16 protein-coding genes and 1 pseudogene are annotated in these 16,305 nt (G+C 71.7%); 6 read left to right on the top strand and 11 right to left on the bottom strand.

Features of this window, described 5'->3' with window-relative positions:
* Window positions 1-350: pseudogene (locus tag BZY54_RS54720) on the bottom strand (hypothetical protein); the annotation flags it as partial.
* Between the two features lie 238 nt (window positions 351-588).
* On the opposite strand from BZY54_RS54720, the gene BZY54_RS09040 reads away from it, so the two are divergent.
* The gene (locus tag BZY54_RS09040) at window positions 589-1,389 is read left to right on the top strand and encodes an HAD family acid phosphatase (protein WP_086724301.1); all 801 of its coding nucleotides are present in this window, start codon (window positions 589-591) and stop codon (window positions 1,387-1,389) included.
* 115 nt (window positions 1,390-1,504) lie between these two features.
* On the opposite strand, the gene BZY54_RS09035 is transcribed toward BZY54_RS09040, so the two are convergent.
* From BZY54_RS09035 to BZY54_RS09010, 6 genes are all read right to left on the bottom strand, one after another.
* The gene (locus BZY54_RS09035; RefSeq protein WP_086724311.1) at window positions 1,505-2,959 is read right to left on the bottom strand and encodes a peptidoglycan D,D-transpeptidase FtsI family protein; all 1,455 of its coding nucleotides are present in this window, start codon (window positions 2,957-2,959) and stop codon (window positions 1,505-1,507) included.
* Between the two features lie 62 nt (window positions 2,960-3,021).
* Complete coding sequence (locus tag BZY54_RS09030; RefSeq protein ID WP_086724299.1) at window positions 3,022-3,687, bottom strand: response regulator transcription factor; 666 nt, start codon at window positions 3,685-3,687, stop codon at window positions 3,022-3,024.
* A complete protein-coding gene (locus tag BZY54_RS09025) occupies window positions 3,684-4,943 on the bottom strand; it encodes a sensor histidine kinase (RefSeq protein ID WP_086724298.1) in 1,260 nt (419 codons plus the stop codon). Before BZY54_RS09025 ends, BZY54_RS09030 begins: the two co-directional genes overlap by 4 nt.
* Entirely contained in the window at window positions 4,940-5,968 is a 1,029-nt protein-coding gene (locus tag BZY54_RS09020; protein WP_086724296.1) for a hypothetical protein, read from the bottom strand. The genes BZY54_RS09025 and BZY54_RS09020 overlap by 4 nt, the downstream gene beginning before the upstream one ends.
* 118 nt (window positions 5,969-6,086) lie before the next feature.
* On the bottom strand, window positions 6,087-6,557 hold the full coding sequence (locus BZY54_RS09015) for a GNAT family N-acetyltransferase (RefSeq protein ID WP_086724294.1): 471 nt from the start codon (window positions 6,555-6,557) through the stop codon (window positions 6,087-6,089).
* Window positions 6,558-6,560: 3 nt separating this feature from the next.
* On the bottom strand, window positions 6,561-7,334 hold the full coding sequence (locus tag BZY54_RS09010) for an IclR family transcriptional regulator (RefSeq protein WP_086724292.1): 774 nt from the start codon (window positions 7,332-7,334) through the stop codon (window positions 6,561-6,563).
* 131 nt (window positions 7,335-7,465) lie between these two features.
* Between BZY54_RS09010 and BZY54_RS09005 the strand changes: the two genes are divergently transcribed.
* From BZY54_RS09005 to BZY54_RS08980, 5 genes are all read left to right on the top strand, one after another.
* Window positions 7,466-8,995: an aldehyde dehydrogenase (NADP(+)) gene (locus BZY54_RS09005; RefSeq protein WP_086724290.1), complete on the top strand. Its 1,530-nt coding sequence runs from the start codon at window positions 7,466-7,468 to the stop codon at window positions 8,993-8,995.
* A gap of 42 nt (window positions 8,996-9,037) precedes the next feature.
* A complete protein-coding gene (locus tag BZY54_RS09000) occupies window positions 9,038-9,646 on the top strand; it encodes a DUF1349 domain-containing protein (protein ID WP_086724288.1) in 609 nt (202 codons plus the stop codon).
* A 286-nt stretch (window positions 9,647-9,932) separates the two neighbouring features.
* Window positions 9,933-10,439 carry a GNAT family N-acetyltransferase gene (locus BZY54_RS08990; protein WP_208640598.1) on the top strand — a complete coding sequence of 169 codons (507 nt, stop codon included), beginning with the start codon at window positions 9,933-9,935 and terminating at the stop codon, window positions 10,437-10,439.
* A gap of 82 nt (window positions 10,440-10,521) precedes the next feature.
* Window positions 10,522-11,241 (top strand): DsbA family oxidoreductase, encoded by a 720-nt coding sequence (locus tag BZY54_RS08985; protein ID WP_086724307.1) that lies wholly within the window; start codon window positions 10,522-10,524, stop codon window positions 11,239-11,241.
* A gap of 104 nt (window positions 11,242-11,345) precedes the next feature.
* Complete coding sequence (locus BZY54_RS08980) at window positions 11,346-12,407, top strand: aminotransferase class V-fold PLP-dependent enzyme (RefSeq protein WP_086724305.1); 1,062 nt, start codon at window positions 11,346-11,348, stop codon at window positions 12,405-12,407.
* A 97-nt stretch (window positions 12,408-12,504) separates the two neighbouring features.
* Here BZY54_RS08980 and thpD read toward each other — a convergent pair whose 3' ends face one another.
* The 4 genes from thpD to ectA form a co-directional block, all read right to left on the bottom strand.
* Complete coding sequence (gene thpD / locus BZY54_RS08975) at window positions 12,505-13,398, bottom strand: ectoine hydroxylase (RefSeq protein WP_086724286.1); 894 nt, start codon at window positions 13,396-13,398, stop codon at window positions 12,505-12,507.
* 5 nt (window positions 13,399-13,403) lie between these two features.
* Window positions 13,404-13,808: an ectoine synthase gene (locus tag BZY54_RS08970; protein ID WP_086724285.1), complete on the bottom strand. Its 405-nt coding sequence runs from the start codon at window positions 13,806-13,808 to the stop codon at window positions 13,404-13,406.
* A 72-nt stretch (window positions 13,809-13,880) separates the two neighbouring features.
* Entirely contained in the window at window positions 13,881-15,152 is a 1,272-nt protein-coding gene (gene ectB, locus BZY54_RS08965) for a diaminobutyrate--2-oxoglutarate transaminase (RefSeq protein WP_086724283.1), read from the bottom strand.
* A gap of 97 nt (window positions 15,153-15,249) precedes the next feature.
* A complete protein-coding gene (gene ectA / locus BZY54_RS08960; RefSeq protein ID WP_167413964.1) occupies window positions 15,250-15,789 on the bottom strand; it encodes a diaminobutyrate acetyltransferase in 540 nt (179 codons plus the stop codon).
* Window positions 15,790-16,305: the final 516 nt, after the last annotated feature.

The following is a 16,305-nucleotide window of genomic DNA, read 5'->3' as shown; positions in this document are numbered from 1 at the left end:
CCCTCCCACCGCCACGTACCGACCCACCCGGCGAACGAGCACCCCCATGCCCTCGAGAAGGGAGTTACTGCTCGCCGGAGCCGCGGCGACCGCCGCGCTCGGCCTGACCGCACTCCCCGCGCGGGCCGCGCCCGCACACCCCCGGCCCTTCGGCCGCCACGGCTCCCCGGCCGCACGCCTTTGCCCTGCTCGTCGTGACCCCACGGTTCGCCCAGCCGGTCACGGGACTTGACGAGGGCGGTCAGTGCCTTGCTCAGGTCCTCGGCGCCCTTGTGGAAGTGCGGCGCCGCCCGTTTGATGTCGGCGGTCTTGATGTCCAGGACCTTGCTCGGGTCCCTCCCGTCGCCCATGTGGCCGTCCTTCCCCCCGGTTAGCGATCGCGGCTCACGACCCTAGGCGAGGCGGGTCAAGGGGAGGTCATCTCGCATCATGTGCGGGCAATGCACCGTGTGAAGGAATTGCGTATCGATCGGGTAACGCCCCTCGCGGCTGGTGCGCAATGCGCGTAGACAGTGCGTGACCTGGTGACGCGTCATGTGTTTGGCGCAATCTCACCGGTCACGCCCATCGACCAGATCCGGAGATTCCATGCGGAAGTCCCTCAGAGTTGCCGCCGTCGCCGCCGCCTGTGCCGTTGCCGGAGGTGCCCTCTACGGTGCCGGTGCTGCCACCGCCGGGCAGTCCACCGCCGACTCCACCCACGAGCCCTACAACATCGGGCTGCTGACCAAGGACATCGACACCTACTACGGCACGACGGCGGACGCGAACGGCGTCTACCAGGCGTCCCCGGACAGCCCGTACGCCAAGGACCTGGCGCGCATCGACGCCGACGCCAAGCGCTACATCGACAAGGCGGCCCGCGAGGCCCAGCACAAGGGCCACGACCGCAAGCCGGCCGTCGTCTTCGACATCGACGACACGCTGCTGCTCAGCCTGGACTACGAGAAGAAGAACAACTACGGCTACAACAGCGCCACCTGGGCGGCCTACGTCAACCAGGCCGACCGGCCGGAGGTCTTCGGCAGCCCCGAGCTCGTGCGGTACGCCGCGAGCAAGGGCGTCACGGTCTTCTACAACTCGGGCCTGACCGAGGCCCAGCGCTCCGCCGCCGTGGAGAACCTGAAGAAGGTCGGCGCCGACGTCAACCTCGACGCGGACCACATGTTCCTCAAGGACGCGGCCAACCCGCCGGCCTACCTGAGCGGCTGCGCCGCCCCGGGCGCCTGGAAGTGCACCACCGTCCAGTACAAGTCCGGCACCCGCAAGCACATCGAAGACCTCGGGTACGACATCGTCGCCAACTTCGGCGACCAGTACTCCGACCTCGACGGCGGCTACGCCGACCGGACCTACAAGCTGCCCAACCCGACGTACTTCGTCAGCTAGGGCCTCTCGGCAGCCCCCCGGACGTCTGCACGGAATCGTGCCCCGCTCGGCCCACGGGCCGAGCGGGGCACGATTCCGCAGGCCCAGCGGGGACGGTTCGGTCGCGTCGGCGGGCCTAGCCCTTGCCGTCGAGCGCCGCCCGCATCACCGCCTTGGCCACCGGTGCCGCCAGGCCGTTGCCGCTGACCTCCGAGCGGGCCGCGTCCGACTGCTCGACGACCACCGCGACAGCGACCTGCTTGCCCGTCGCGTCGGAGGTGCCGTAGGACGTGAACCAGGCGTACGGCACCTGGCTGTTGTTCTCGCCGTGCTGAGCCGTGCCCGTCTTGCCGCCCACCGTCACACCGGGGATCCGTGCGTTGGTGCCGGTGCCCTGCTCGACCACGGTGCGCATCGCCGACTGCAGCTGTGCGGCGGTGCCGGAGCTGACGATCCGCTCGCTGTGCGTGGAGTCGTCGTAGTTCTGCAGCACGTTGCCGTCGCCGTCCGTGGTCCGCGACACCATGTGCGGGGAGACGAGCTTGCCGCCGTTGGCTATGGCCGACGACACCATCGCCATCTGCAGCGGAGTGGCGGTGACGTCGAACTGGCCGATGCCGCTCAGCGCGGTCTGCGCCTTGTCCATGCCCGAGGGGTACACGCTGGGGTAGGCGCGCACGGGCACGTCCTGCGACCGGTCGTCGAAGCCGAACTTCTCCGCCATCGCCCGCACCTTGTCCTGGCCGAGGTCGACGGCCATCTTCGCGAAGACGTTGTTGCAGGAGTACTGCAGAGCGGTGCGGATGGTGGCGTTCTCGCAGGGGGCGTTCGGGTTCTCGTTGGACAGGTCCCGCGTGGTGCCCGGCAGCGTGTACGGGTCCGGGCTGTCCGTCCTCGCGTCGACCGACGAGTACAGCCCGTCCTCCAGCGCGGCCGCCGCCACGACCAGCTTGAACGTCGAGCCCGGCGGCAGCGGCTGGCGCAGGGCGCGGTTCGTCATCGGTTTGTCGGGGTCCTGGGTGAGTTTCTTCCACGCGCTGCTGTCGCCGCCGCTGAGCGCGGTGGGGTCGTACGACGGCGTGGAGACCACCGCGAGGAGTCTCCCGGTGGCCGGGTCGATCGCGACGGCGGCGCCCTTCTTGCCGCCGAGCGCCTCGTACGCGGCCTTCTGCACGTCCGGGTCGATCGTCGTGATCACGTCGCCGGGCCTGGCCCGCTTGCCGGTGAGCGCGTCGAGCGGGTTCTTCAGCCGGCTGTCGGTGCCGTCCAGGAGGTCCTGGTAGATGCCCTCCAGCTGGGTCGCGCCGAAGACCTGGGAGCTGTAGCCGGTGACCGCCGCGTACAGCTTGCCGTCGTCGTACGTCCGCTTGTACTTGAGGTCGCCGCTGGTCTCGGCCGAGCCGGTGATCGCGCTGCCGGCCACCACGATGTTGCCCAGCGGCTGGGCGTACGTCTCGATCGCCCTGCGTCGGTTGTCCTTGTCGTCCGCGAGCGCCTTGCCGTCGTAGAACTGCACCCATGTCGCCCTGGCCAACAGCGCGACCACGAGCAGCAGAGTGAAGACGGACGCCCGCCTGATCGTCTTGTTCATCCCGTTCATCCCGGTGGAGGACGAGCGGGAAGGGGCGGAACGTTCCCGTCCGCCCCGGTTTCTCATCGGATGTTCATCACACCCGCCTCGTAGGCGGCGATCACCGCCTGGGTGCGGTCCCGGGCGCCGGTCTTCGCCAGCACCGCCGCCACGTGCGTCTTGACCGTGGCGGGGCCGACCGCCAGGCGCCGGGCGATCTCCGCGTTGGTCAGCCCGGCCGCCATCAGCCGCAGCACCTCGCCCTCCCGGCCGGTGAGCCGCGCCACCCAGGCCGGCGGGGCGGCTCCCGCCCGCGCGTGCTCCTCGGCCAGCGCCCGCACGGCCGAGGGGAACAGCAGGGTGTCGCTGCGCGCGACCAGCCGCACCGCCTGCACCAGGGTGTCGGCGTCCGCCCGCTTGAGCAGGAAGCCGGCGGCTCCGGCGCGCAGCGCGTCGTAGACGTAGGAGTCGTTCTCGAAGGTGGTCACGACGATGATCCGGGGCGGCTGCTCCGTGGACACGGCCAGGATCCGCTCGGTGGCCCGGATGCCGTCGACCTCGGGCATGCGGACGTCCATGAGGACCACGTCGGGCCGTGCCTCCCGTACCACGGACACCGCCTCGGCGCCGGTCGCCGCCTCCCCGACGACCGTCAGATCCGGCTCGGCGGCCAGGATGGCGCGCAGGGCGGTGCGGACCATGCGCTCGTCGTCGGCGAGCACGATCCGCAGGGGCGGGGCGGTGGTCATACGGGTCCCTTCAACGGCAGTCGTACGGACAGGCGCCACGCCCCGTCCACCGGTCCCGCGTGCGCGGCACCGCCCAGCAGCCGGGCGCGGTCCGCCACGCCCCGCAGGCCGTGCCCGCCACCGGACCGGGGAGTGCCCCCGGCGGGCACCTCTCCCAGGGGGTTCTCGACGGTGATCTCCACATACCCGTCGACGGCGCTGATGCGAACCGCGACCCGGACGTCCCCGCCGGCGTGCCTGAGCGCGTTGCTCAGCCCTTCCTGGACGATGCGGTAGGCCTCGCGGGAGACGACCGGCGGCAGTGCCCCGGGGTCGGTCCCCACCTCGGCGGTGACGCGCAGTCCGCCCGCGCGGGTGCGGCGCAGCAGGCCGTCGAGGTCGGCGGCGAGCGTGGGCGCCGGGGCCGCACCGGGGGCGTCGCCGTCCCGCAGCACACCCAGGACGGCGTCGAGCTCACCGACCGTGCGCCGTGTGGTGTCCTCGATCGCGGCGAGCGCCTCGCGCACGAACTCCGGGTCGGTGTCGAGGAGCCGGCGGGCCGCGCTCGCCTGGAGGGTGACGGCGCTGAGGGCGTGGCCCACGGAGTCGTGCAGTTCGCGGGCGATCCGGTTGCGCAGGGCGAGATCGGCGGCCCGCGCCTCGGCGGCGGCCAGCCGGTCCTCCGGGCCGGGCCCGAGCAGGGCAGGTGCCCAGTGGGCCAGGAGGGCGCCGCAGCCGGCGGCGCAGCCGGCGAGCGCGAGCAGGATCGCCGCGCCGGCGACCGGAGCGAGTGCCGACGCCCAGGGATGGCCCAGGACTTCGGGCAGGCCGAGCCGGGTGTCGCGCAGGCCCGCGAAGACGGGCAGCACGATCAGCACCGCCGCGAACGGCGGCACGGCCAGTGACATGCCCGAGACGATCCCGCCGAGCCCGAGGTGCAGCGTGAACCAGGCCGCCGTACGCCCCTTCGCGGCCCGGGTCCGGGCGGGCGCGTCGGCCAGGCGGTCGCCCTCCACCCCGCACAGCGCACGCGCCGCCGCCACCGACATCGGCCGGGTCAGCGGGAACGGCGAGGTGAGCGCGGCCAACGGCAACCCGACGGCGAAGGAGGCCAGTTGCAGCGGCAACGAGGTGAAGACGTCCGACGAACCGCTGACCGGACCGACGACCACCGCGCCCACCAGGACGTACGGCATGACGAGCGCGCCGCCGAGGATCAGATGGATCCAGCGCCGGCGCGCCACACGGCCCAGCAGGGGCCGCAGGAACGCCCTCACGCCACCTGCCGGTCCCGCGCCTGCCCGTCCGCGGCCGAGCGCTCGGCGAAGAAGTGGGCGCCGAGCGCGGCCACCAGGAAGCCGGTGATCATCTGGCCAGCGTAGACGAGGTTCATCGACGGTGTGGGCCGGTCGGCGAGGTCCTGCACGGCGGTCAGCGAGCTCAGCGACAGCCATCCGCCCCAGCAGACCAGGACGCCGGAGCCCACCCAGGCCGCCGCGAGCGGTACGGCCACCGGCAGTCCACGGCCGCGCCGGAAGGCGAGCAGACAGGCCCCGGTGGCGGCGGCGAGGACGAAGCAGACGTCGGTCGCTTCCAGGACGTAGAAGTCGCCGGTCCGGACGGCGGCGCGGCCCGGGCTGAGTCCGGCTGTGCCGCCGCACGCCCACACCAGGTGCATCGCCAGGGGCAACAGGGCGAGCACGCAGGCCGCCACGGCGCACGCGCGCCGCGCCGGACCGACCACCCCGTCCGGCAGCTCTCCCACCCGTCCCCGCCACACATGCCCCCAGCGGTCCCGGGCGTGGAGCAGGAACAGCGCGCCGAGGGCCAGCCCCTGGACGATGAACCCGGTGTAGACGACCCCGGACACCCACTCGTGCAGGAACGGCCTGCTTCCGGTACCGGACGGTTTGTGGACCGTCCCGCCCAGAACCCGCACCAGCAGCTGCAGCGGGAAGCCGGTCGTGATCGGCGCGAGCAGACCGGTGGCGACCCACACCGGGAAGGCGAGCGCCCAGGCCGGCACCCGCAGCCCCCACGGCCGGGTCAGCAGCAGCGCCAGCACGATCACGGCTGCGTCCATGAGCACGCTGACCCCGTTGGCGACGGCCATGGTCGTCCGGTGCTCCAGCAGCGAGCTGCCCGGCGGGATCCCGATGCGACTCCCCGCGATCCAGGCGGCCTTGAGGGACAGGTACGGCGCACAGGCCACGATCGCGACGGCCCGCAGCACGCGGCGCGGCCGGTCGGGACCGGTGGCGGCGGTGGCAGCGGTGGGCGCATGGGCGAGTGTCTCGGTCATACCCCGACGCTCCCGCGCGCGGTGCGCCGCCGGCCTCCTGCACGGCGACGATCGTCCTCCGCCGCGCGGGGGAGAGGCCGCTCCACCCGGCCGTCGGTCCCGCGGCGTCCGCGGTACCTCAGTCCCGCAGCGTCAGCACCACCTCGTCGATCTCCTCGCCCCGCGCCTGGGCGTACCCCCGGGCCAGCGCAGCCTGCCGGAAGCCGCACTTGTGGAGCACCCGCAGCGAGCCCGTGTTGTCCGCCGCCGCCCGCGCGTACAGCGGGCGTTCGCGGACCTCGGCCAGCAGGGCGCGCAGCGCGGCCGTGGCGATCCCCTGGCCCCAGTAGGCGCGGTCCACCCAGTAGGTGACCTCCCGTTCGCCCGGCTCGCCGTACACCGCGGTGCTGCCGACCACGTCACCGTCCACCAGGATCGTGCGCAGCACGTCCGAGGAGGTGCGCAGCCGCGCCCAGTGGGCGTCGAAGGCGTCGCGGTCGGCCGGGTCCTTCGGGGTGAAGGCGGCCATGCGCAGGGCCTCCGGATCGTTCATCTGCCGGAAGAACACCGGCAGATCGCTGTCGTGGACCTCGCGGAGCACGACCTCCATGTCTCACAGCCTCCGGGTGGCGAGCGTCAGACGGTCACGGGCGTCGAAGAGGGCATCCTTCACCATCTGCTCGTGCGCGGGCGTCAGGCGCGCCACGGGGATCGAGCAGCTGATCGCGTCCCGGGCCGGGGTGCGGTACGGGATCGCCACGCCGAAGCAGCGCAGGCCCAGCGTGTTCTCCTCGCGGTCCACGGCGTAGCCCTGCTCGCGGATCTGGTGCAGTTCCTCGATGAGCTTCTCGCGGTCGGTGATGGTGTGCTCCGTCAGCGCGGGCAGCGTCTCGGGGAGCATCTTGCGGACCTGCTCGTCGCTGTAGGTGCTCAGCAGTGCCTTGCCCAGCGAGGTGGAGTGGGCGGGCAGCCGGCGGCCGACGCGGGTGAACGGGCGCAGGTAGTGCTGCGACTGACGGGTGGCGAGGTAGACGACGTTGGTGCCGTCCAGACGGGCGAGGTGGATGGTCTCGGTGGTGTCGTCGGAGAGCCGGTCCAGGGTCGGACGGGCCGCGGCGACCACCTCGTCGCCGTCGATGTAGGAGGTGCCCACCAGCAGCGCGCGCACCCCGATGCCGTACCGGGTGCCGGTCGCGTCGGTCTCGACCCAGCCCAGCTCGACGAGTGTGCGCAGCAGCATGTACAGGCTGGACTTGGGATAGCCGACGGCCTCCTGGACCGCGGCCAGCGAGTGCATACCGGGCCGGCCGGCGAAGTACTCCAGCAATTCCACGGTCCGCACCGCGGACTTGACCTGCGCCCCGCCGCCTGTCTCGCCTGCCGACATCGCCCTTGACCCCTTCGTTCGACGGGAAATAGTCTCCATGGTCATATTCACCATCAGAGACAGCGTTCAGTATATCGAACACTCGCGATGGTGACCCACGTACTGCGGCAAGACTTGTGGAGGGACCCGCGGTGGCAGCAGCACCAGTCTGGAGTGTCGATCCCCGTACCGGGAAGCAGCGGGAACAGGTTGCGGTGGAGGCCACAGCCGAGGAGGTCGACGCCGCCGTCCGCGCCGCGCAGGACGCGCGCGCAGCGCTCGCCGACCGTGCCGTCCGGGCCGCCTTCCTGCGCACCGCCGCCGACCGACTCGAGGCGGCCCGGGACCAGCTCGTCGAGGTCGCCGACGCCGAGTCCGCGCTCGGCCCGGTCCGGCTCACCGGCGAACTCGCCCGGACCTGCTACCAGCTGCGGGCCTTCGCGGGCATCATCGACGAGGGCGCGTTCCTCGACGTGATCATCAACCATCCCGACGACAACGCCACCCCGCCCGTCCCGGACCTGCGCCGCTACAAGGTGCCCCTCGGCGTCGTCGCCGTCTACTCCGCCTCCAACTTCCCCTTCGCCTTCTCGGTCGCCGGCGGTGACACCGCGAGCGCGCTGGGCGCCGGGTGCCCGGTGGTCGTCAAGGCCCACCCCGACCACCCGGCGCTGTCCGAGCTGGTCGCCAGGGTGCTGAGGTCCGCGGCCGCCGAGCACGGCATCCCCGGGGGTGTGCTCGGCCTGGTGCACGGCTTCGAGGCGGGTATCGAGCTGATCAGGCACCCGCTGGTCGCCGCCGCGGGGTTCACCGGGTCCGTACGGGGCGGCAGGGCCCTGTTCGACGCGGCGGCGGCGCGGCCGGTACCGATCCCCTTCCACGGTGAGCTGGGTTCCCTGAACCCCGTCCTCGTCACCGAGGCCGCCGCCGCCGAACGGGCGGAGGCCATCGGCGCCGGGCTCGCCGGGTCGATGACGCTCGGCGTCGGACAGTTCTGCGTCAAGCCCGGCCTGGTGCTCGTCCCGGCGGGCGCGGCCGGTGACCGCCTGGTGAAGTCCCTGACGGACGCGGTCAGCGACACCGACGCCGGAGTCCTGCTCGACCACCGGATGCGCGACAACTTCCTCGCCGGCGTCGCCGAGCGCGGCGAACTGGCCGACGTGGAGTCCCCGGTCACCCCCGGCGCGGGCGGCGAGCACACGGTGAGCGCCGGCGTCCTCACCGTCCCGGCCGAGCGGCTGACCGGCGAGGGCTCCCACGACGTGCTCCTGGAGGAGTGCTTCGGACCGGTCACCGTGGTGGCCCGCTACACCGGCGACGGCGAGGCCGCCGCCGTCCTGTCCCGCCTCCCCGGCAACCTCACCGCGACCGTGCACCTGTCCACCGAGGAGGCGGCCGGCGAAGGACGCGGCGCCGAACTCCTCGCCGAGCTGACCCCGCTCGCCGGACGCGTCCTCGTCAACGGCTGGCCGACCGGTGTGGCCGTGGCCCCCGCCCAGCACCACGGCGGCCCCTATCCCGCGACCACCTCCACCTCCACCTCGGTGGGCGGCACGGCGATCGAGCGATGGCTGCGGCCGGTGGCGTACCAGAACGCCCCCGAGGCGCTGCTGCCGCCGGAGCTGCGCGACGACAACCCGCTGGGCCTGCCCCGCCGCTTCGACGGCCGCCTCGAACGCTGACCCGGGACCGGACGGTCCGAGGAGAGCTGGGAAACTCTGCGCATGGACGTCGAACTCCCCGAACTTCCCTTCGCCCTGCGCACCTACGGCCCGGACGGCCACTGGTCCTACGAGGACGGAGTCCTCAGCGGCTGGGCGGGCCCCCGGCAGGACCGTTTCGTCCCTCCCACGGGCGAGGCCCTTGATCCCGCCTCCGACGCGCCCCGTCTCCTCGGGGCGCCCGAGGGCGACTTCCAGCTGATCGCCCGGGTCACGGTCGGGTTCAACGCGTCCTTCGACGCGGGCGTCCTCTACGTCCACGTCGGCGAGCGGGCCTGGGCCAAGCTCTGCCTGGAGTACTCCCCGAACGTGCCCACCATCTGCACGGTGGTCACCCGGGGACACTCCGACGACGCCAACTCCTTCACGGTCGACGGCAGTTCGGTCTGGCTGCGGGTGAGCCGAACCGGCCGGGCCTTCGCCTTCCACGCCTCCCGCGACGGCGAGCGCTGGACCTTCGTGCGCCTGTTCACCCTGGGCGAGGAGAAGGAGACGGGCGCGGCCCTGGTCGGCTTCATGACCCAGTCGCCGCTGGGCGAGGGCTGCGTGGTGACGTACGACCACCTCGAATTCAGGCCGAGCTGGCCGGACGATCTGCGGGACGGGAGCTAGGGCCTCTCGTTTGGATCACGCCGGGCTCGCGGGGTCTGGCACGCACTCCCCCACTGCCTCAAGGGCCGTGGGCGGTGCCCCCAGCGGCGTTGTCGTCGGTCGCCGACGCTCCGCGGCGACTCCCTCCTCCGCCTTGCAGATGTTCGCACCAGACCCCGCTCCCTGATCCGGCCTGATCCGAACGAAAGACCCCGGTCCGGGCGGGACGGGAGCTGGTCCGGTCCGGGCGGGAGGGGAGCCGGTCCGGTGTGAAACCGGCGGCGGCCGCGAGCACGTCCTCCCGTGCATGATCAGTGAACGCGTGAACGACGCTCCGGTGATCCGCACCGCCCTGCCCGTCGAAGCCGAGGCCATCGCCGATCTGCACTTCCGGGCCCGCTCGACGTACTACCCGGACGGCGTCCCGCGGGCCGACGTGGACTGGCGCGAGGCCTGGCGCGGGTCCATCGAGCGCCCCGACGGACATGTGCTGTGCGCCGTCGAGCAGGGCCGGATCGTCGGCATCGCCTCCTTCCGCACCCCCGACGGCGCAGCCTCGGCGGACACGGTCAAGCTGCTTCAGTTCCACGTCGACCCCGGCCGCTGGCGCTCCGGCATCGGTAGGGCCCTGCACCGGGCCTGCGTGGAGGAGTGGCGGGCCGACGGCGTGCGCACGGCCGTCCTGGAGGTCCATGCGGACAACGCCCGCGCCCAGGCCTTCTACGCCCGCCAGGGCTGGGTCCCCGACCCGGAGAACCCGCCCGCGCCCGGTGACCACCACCTGTGTCTGCGCTTCGGCGTGCCGGTGGAATGAACCCGGCTGCTTGAACGTTCACGCACCGAAGGCGGAGGGCGTCTCCGCCCGCGGTACGACCTGGAGTGAGTGAGCCGTGACCTTGCGCGTCGAGATCTGGAGCGACATCGCCTGTCCCTGGTGCTACGTGGGCAAGGCCCGCTTCGAGAAGGCGCTGGCCGCCTTCCCGCACCGGGACCAGGTCGAGGTGGTGCACCGCTCCTTCGAGCTGGACCCCCGGCGGGCCAAGGACGACGTGACGCCCGTGCTCGCCATGCTCACCCGGAAGTACGGGATGAGCGAGGCGCAGGCGCAGGCCGGCGAGGACAACCTCGGCGCGCAGGCCGCCGCCGAGGGACTGGACTACCGCACCAGGGGCCGCGACCACGGCAACACCTTCGACATGCACCGCCTGCTGCACTTCGCCAAGGAACAGGGCAGGCAGACCGCGCTGCTGGACGCGCTGTACCGGGCGAACTTCGCCGAGGAGCGGTCGGTGTTCACCGAGGGCGACGAGCGGCTGGTCGAGCTCGCCGTCGCCGCCGGACTCGACGCCGACGCGGCCCGCGCGGTGCTCGCCGACCCGGCCGCCCATGCCGACGAGGTCCGCGCCGACGAGCGCGAGGCCGCGCAGCTCGGGGCCACCGGGGTGCCGTTCTTCGTGCTCGACCGGAAGTACGGCGTCTCCGGCGCCCAGCCCGCCGAGGTGTTCACACAGGCGCTCACCCAGGCGTGGGGCGAGCGCTCTCCGCTGACCCTGCTCGACGACGGCGGCGCCGAGGCCTGCGGGCCGGACGGATGCGCGGTGCCGCAGCACGGCTGACGGCGGCAAAGCCGCAGGTCATCGCCGACCCATAAGGAATTCTTGGCGATACGGCGCAAAAAATCGCAATGGACGGGGACTTCGGCTGGCCGCACAGTGGTCCCATGGAGACCTTCGAGAGCCTCGTCCGCGCCGAGTTCTCCCCGGAGAACACCTACCTGAACACCGCGAGCAACGGCCTGCTCCCGGCCCGCACCGTGACCGCCCTGCACCGGGCGGTGCGGCTACGGGCCGAGGGCAGGCCGCTCGGTTCCCTGTACGAGGACGTGGAAGCCGTCCGCGCGTCCTTCGCCCGGCTGGCCGGCGTGCCGGTGGAGCGGGTGGCCACCGGCGCCTCGGTCGCCGAGTACGGCGCCCTGATCGCCGCCTCGCTGCCCGCCGGAGCCGAAGTCCTCACCGCCGAGGCCGACTTCTCCTCGCTGGTGAACCCCTTCCACGTGCGCGCGGACCTCACGGTGCGCGTCGTCCCGCTGGAGCGGCTCGCCGAGTCCGTCCGGCCCGGCACCGCGCTCGTCGCGGTCAGCGCCGCCCAGTCCGCCGACGGACGCCTCGCCGACCTGCCCGCGGTGCGCGCCGCCGCCCGGGCGCACGGGGCCCGCGTCTACGTCGACGCCTCCCAGTCGGCCGGCTGGCTGCCCGTCGACCCGGACGGCTACGACTTCCTGGCCGCCGTCGGCTTCAAGTGGCTCATGGGCCCGCACGGCGCCGTGTTCTTCGTCGCCCCGGGCGCCGCCGACGACTTCGGCGGGCTCACCCCGCTGCTCGCCGGCTGGTCCGCCGGTGAGCAGCCCTGGGACAGCTGCTACGGCCCGGTCACCGAACTCGCCCACGCCGTCCGGCGGTTCGACGTCAGCCCCGCACTGTTCACCTACGCCGGGCTGCGCACCTCCCTCGAACTGATCGAGGAGCTGGGCGCGGACGCCGTCCACGCGCACGACGTCGCGCTGGCCGAGCGGTTCCGCAAGGGGCTCGACTCCCTCGGGCACGAGCCGGTTCCGGCGCCGGGCTCCGCGATCGTGTCCGTGCCCGGACTCGGCCGCCGCCAGGGCGAGTTGAGTGCCGCAGGCATCGAGGTCTCCGACCGGGCGGGCAACCTGCGCGCCGCGTTCCACCTCTACAACACGGCCGCCGACGTCGACCGGCTGCTGGACGTGCTGGCCGGCTGAGCGGAACACGACCGGGCCGAGGCCTCCCGTCCCACACGAAGAGGCCCCGGCCCGGTCGTCGGCGCGGCGCCGCGTCAGAGCGGTGCTGCGCCAGGCATCACTTCACCGGCGTGAAATCCCTCGCCCCGATGAACTCCGGCCGCCGCACCGGTGCCGCGAACGGCTCCACCGCCGCGTTCTCCACGCTGTTGAACACGATGAAGACGTTGCTGCGCGGATACGGCGTGATGTTGTCGCCGGAACCGTGCATGCAGTTGCAGTCGAACCAGGTGGCCGAGCCGGCCTTGCCGGTGAACAGCTTGATGCCGTGCTCGCCCGCGAGCGCGGTCAGCGCATCGTCGGACGGCGTGCCCGCGTCCTGCATCTGCAGCGACTTCTTGTAGTTGTCCTTCGGCGTGGCCCCCGCACAGCCGAGGAACGTCCTGTGCGAACCCGGCATGATCATCAGGCCGCCGTTGGTGTCGAAGTTCTCGGTCAGCGCGACCGAGACGGACACCGTGCGCATGTTCGGCAGGCCGTCCTCGGCGTGCCAGGTCTCGAAGTCCGAGTGCCAGTAGAAGCCGCTGGCCCCGAAGCCCGGCTTGACGTTGATCCGGGACTGGTGGACGTACACGTCCGAGCCGAGGATCTGCCGGGCCCGGCCGACCACGCGCTCGTCGCGCACCAGACGGGCGAACACCTCGCTGATCCGGTGCACCTCGAAGACCGAGCGGATCTCCTTGGACTTGGGCTCGACGATCGAACGCTCGTCGTCCCGGATCGCCGGGTCGTTCACCAGCCGGTCCAGCTCCTGCCGGTAGACCGCGACCTCGTCCTCGCCGATCAGCTGGTCGACGGCCAGGAAGCCGTCGCGCTCGAAGGCCTGGAGGTCGGCGCTCGCGATCGGGCCGGGCGCGTCCGGGGAGCCCCAGACGACCGGGTCCTGGCGGGGCACGGTCACCTCGGTGGCGCCACGGGTCGGGTAGAGATCCTTCACAGGGGCGGTGGTCATGGTCCTCACACCTCCTCGGGCTCGGTGAGCAGCGGGTAGACGCCGTTCTCGTCGTGGTCCTCCCGTCCGGTCACGGGCGGGTTGAAGACACAGATGCAGTGGAAGTCCTCCTTGACCTTGAGCGTGTGCCGCTCGTGGCCGTTGAGGAGGTACATGGTGCCGGGCGTGATGTGGTAGGTCTTCCCGGTCTCGCGGTCGGTCAACTCGGCGTCGCCCTTGGTGCAGACGACGGCCTCGATGTGGTTGGCGTACCACATGTCCGTCTCGGTGCCGGCGTAGAGGATCGTCTCGTGCACGGAGAAGCCGACCTTCTCCTTGGCGAGGACGATGCGCTTGCTCTCCCAGGTACCGGACGCGGACTTGATGTGCCGGTCGGTGCCTTCGATCTCCTTGAACGAACGGACGATCACGGTGGTACATGCCTCCTTGCGGGGTTGGTGAGGTGATCGGGTCGGTGAGGTGTCGCCGGGGGCCTGGGCCGCTCAGGCGGTCTCGCGGACCGCGCGGGCGAGGATGCTCATGCCCTCGTCCAGTTCCTCGGGGGTGGTGGTCAGGGCCGGCAGCAGCTTGACGACCTCGCTCTCGGGACCGGAGGTCTCGATCAGCAGCCCGAGGTCGAAGGCGCGCCGGGCGATCCGCGTGGCGCGGTCCTTGTCGTGGAACTCCATGCCCCACACCAGGCCGCGGCCGCGGTACTCCTTGACGTCGGCGAGGTTCTCCTCGGTGATCGAGATCAGCCACTGCTCGACCTGCTCGCCGCGGGTACGGGTCTGCTTCTCCATCGCCGACCCGTCGGTCCAGTACGCCTCCAGGGCGGCCGTGGCGGTGACGAATGCGGGGTTGTTGCCGCGGAAGGTGCCGTTGTGCTCGCCCGGCTCCCACACGTCCAGCTCGGGCCGGAACAGGCACAGCGACATCGGCAGGCCGTAGCCGCTGATGGACTTGGAGACGGTGACGATGTCGGGAACGATCCCGGCCTCCTCGAAGGAGAAGAAGGCGCCGGTGCGTCCGCAGCCCATCTGGATGTCGTCGACGATCAGCAGCATGTCCCGGCGCCGGCACAGCTCCGCGAGGGAGCGCAGCCACTCGGGACGGGCGACGTTGATGCCGCCCTCGCCCTGCACGGTCTCGACGATGACGGCGGCCGGGTGGTTGAGCCCGGAACCCTGGTCCTCCAGCAGCCGCTCGAACCAGATGAAGTCGGGGACCTTGCCGTCGAGATAGTGGTCGAACGGCATGGGTGTGCCGTGCACGAGCGGGATGCCGGCGCCGGCCCGCTTGAACGCGTTGCCGGTGACGGCCAGGGAGCCGAGCGACATCCCGTGGAAGGCGTTGGTGAACGACACGATGGCCTCGCGCCCCTTCACCTTCCGCGCCAGCTTCAGCGCCGACTCCACGGCGTTGGTGCCGGTCGGGCCCGGGAACATCACCTTGTAGGGCAGGTCGCGCGGGCGCAGGACCAGGTTCTGGAAGGTCTGCAGGAAGCCGCGTTTGGCGGCGGTGGACATGTCGAGCCCGTGGGTGATGCCGTCGCGCTCGAGGTAGTCGATCAACGCCCGTTTCAGCACGGGGTTGTTGTGGCCGTAGTTGAGCGAGCCGGCGCCCGCGAAGAAGTCGAGGTACTCGTGGCCGTCCTCGTCGTACAGACGGCTGCCGCGCGCGTGGTCGAAGACGGTGGGCCAGCCGCGGCAGTAGCTGCGCACCTCGGACTCCAGGGTCTCGAAGACGCTCAGGTCGGGCTGGGTGATGGTCACGACGAATCGCTCCTCGGGTGGGGGGAGGGGGAGGTCGGTCGAATCGGAAGAGGACGTGGTGGTGGACCGGGGCGGCGAGGTGCGGCGCCCCGGCAGGTCAGAGGGCGAGCGGGCCGATGCGGAACAGGACCTCCGGGTCGTGCGGCCCGTCCGGGAACTGCTCGGTCCCGAACAGGACCTCGCGCTCGACCGGGGCGTCGTGGCGGGCGGCGTAGGAGGTGAAGAGCCGCTCGGAGGCGGTGTTCCCCGGGGTGATCGTGGTCTCCACGGCGGTCAGTCCGCGCTCGGCGGCGACGCGGGTGGTCAGCGCGTCCAGCAGCCGGGCGGCCAGACCCTTGCCGCGGTGGCCGGCGTCGACGGCGACCTGCCACACCAGGAGGGTGCTCGGGCGGTCGGGCCGCACGTACCCGGTGACGAAACCGACGGGCCGGCCGTCGGCGGCGCGCGCGACCGCGGAGGTGGCGGCGAAGTCACGGCACCACAGCAGATAGCTGTACGAGGAGTTCACATCCAGCGTTCCGGATTCCTTGGCGAGCTGCCAGAGAGCGGCGCCGTCGGCGACGGCGGGACGCTCGATGGACACGGCATCCGGCATTTCCGAGTGGTCGGTTCGCAGGTCTGCTTGTGCGGCAGTCATGCGAATTGAACTTACCGAGCTGAATTCAAAAATGCATCGTCCGACGCCCTTACGGGACGTGCGTCATTGTGTTATCACGCGGGCGCGCGTTCGCGCGTAGGGCAGGCGTCATGTGGCGGTTTGCCCGGTAATGACGGGACAAAGAGGCCGCGACTGTGGGGTGCATCACAATGACGTAACTCTCACGGAATCCCCGGGAAATGCATCCCGGAGTGTTCGCGAAATCTTTGCGTTTAGGGACCGGAAAACGGGGCAGAAGAAGACCGGGTAGCTGCACGAATTGTATTTCTGGAATTTCCCTGCCGATTTCATGGCCAGGCAACCCCGTGGATGCGCTCGAGCAGATTGTCGGTATGTCGGTGTCCCCCGTTGTGCCAGGCGTACTCCTCGAATGCGGATGAACACCCGTCGTACACCGACCTCCGACCCCGTCGCCGGTCCGCCGAGGATCTGCCCGGTGCGGTCCGCCGCCCGCCCCGACCGGAACTCCTGGCCGTGGGCGGCCCGGCGCCGGGC

The organism is Streptomyces carpinensis, assembly GCF_002154505.1.
In the GTDB taxonomy this organism is placed as follows: Bacteria; Actinomycetota; Actinomycetes; order Streptomycetales; family Streptomycetaceae; genus Streptomyces; species Streptomyces carpinensis.
The sequence above is the reverse complement of the archived record's forward strand: the minus strand, read 5'-3'. Positions and strand labels throughout refer to the sequence as shown.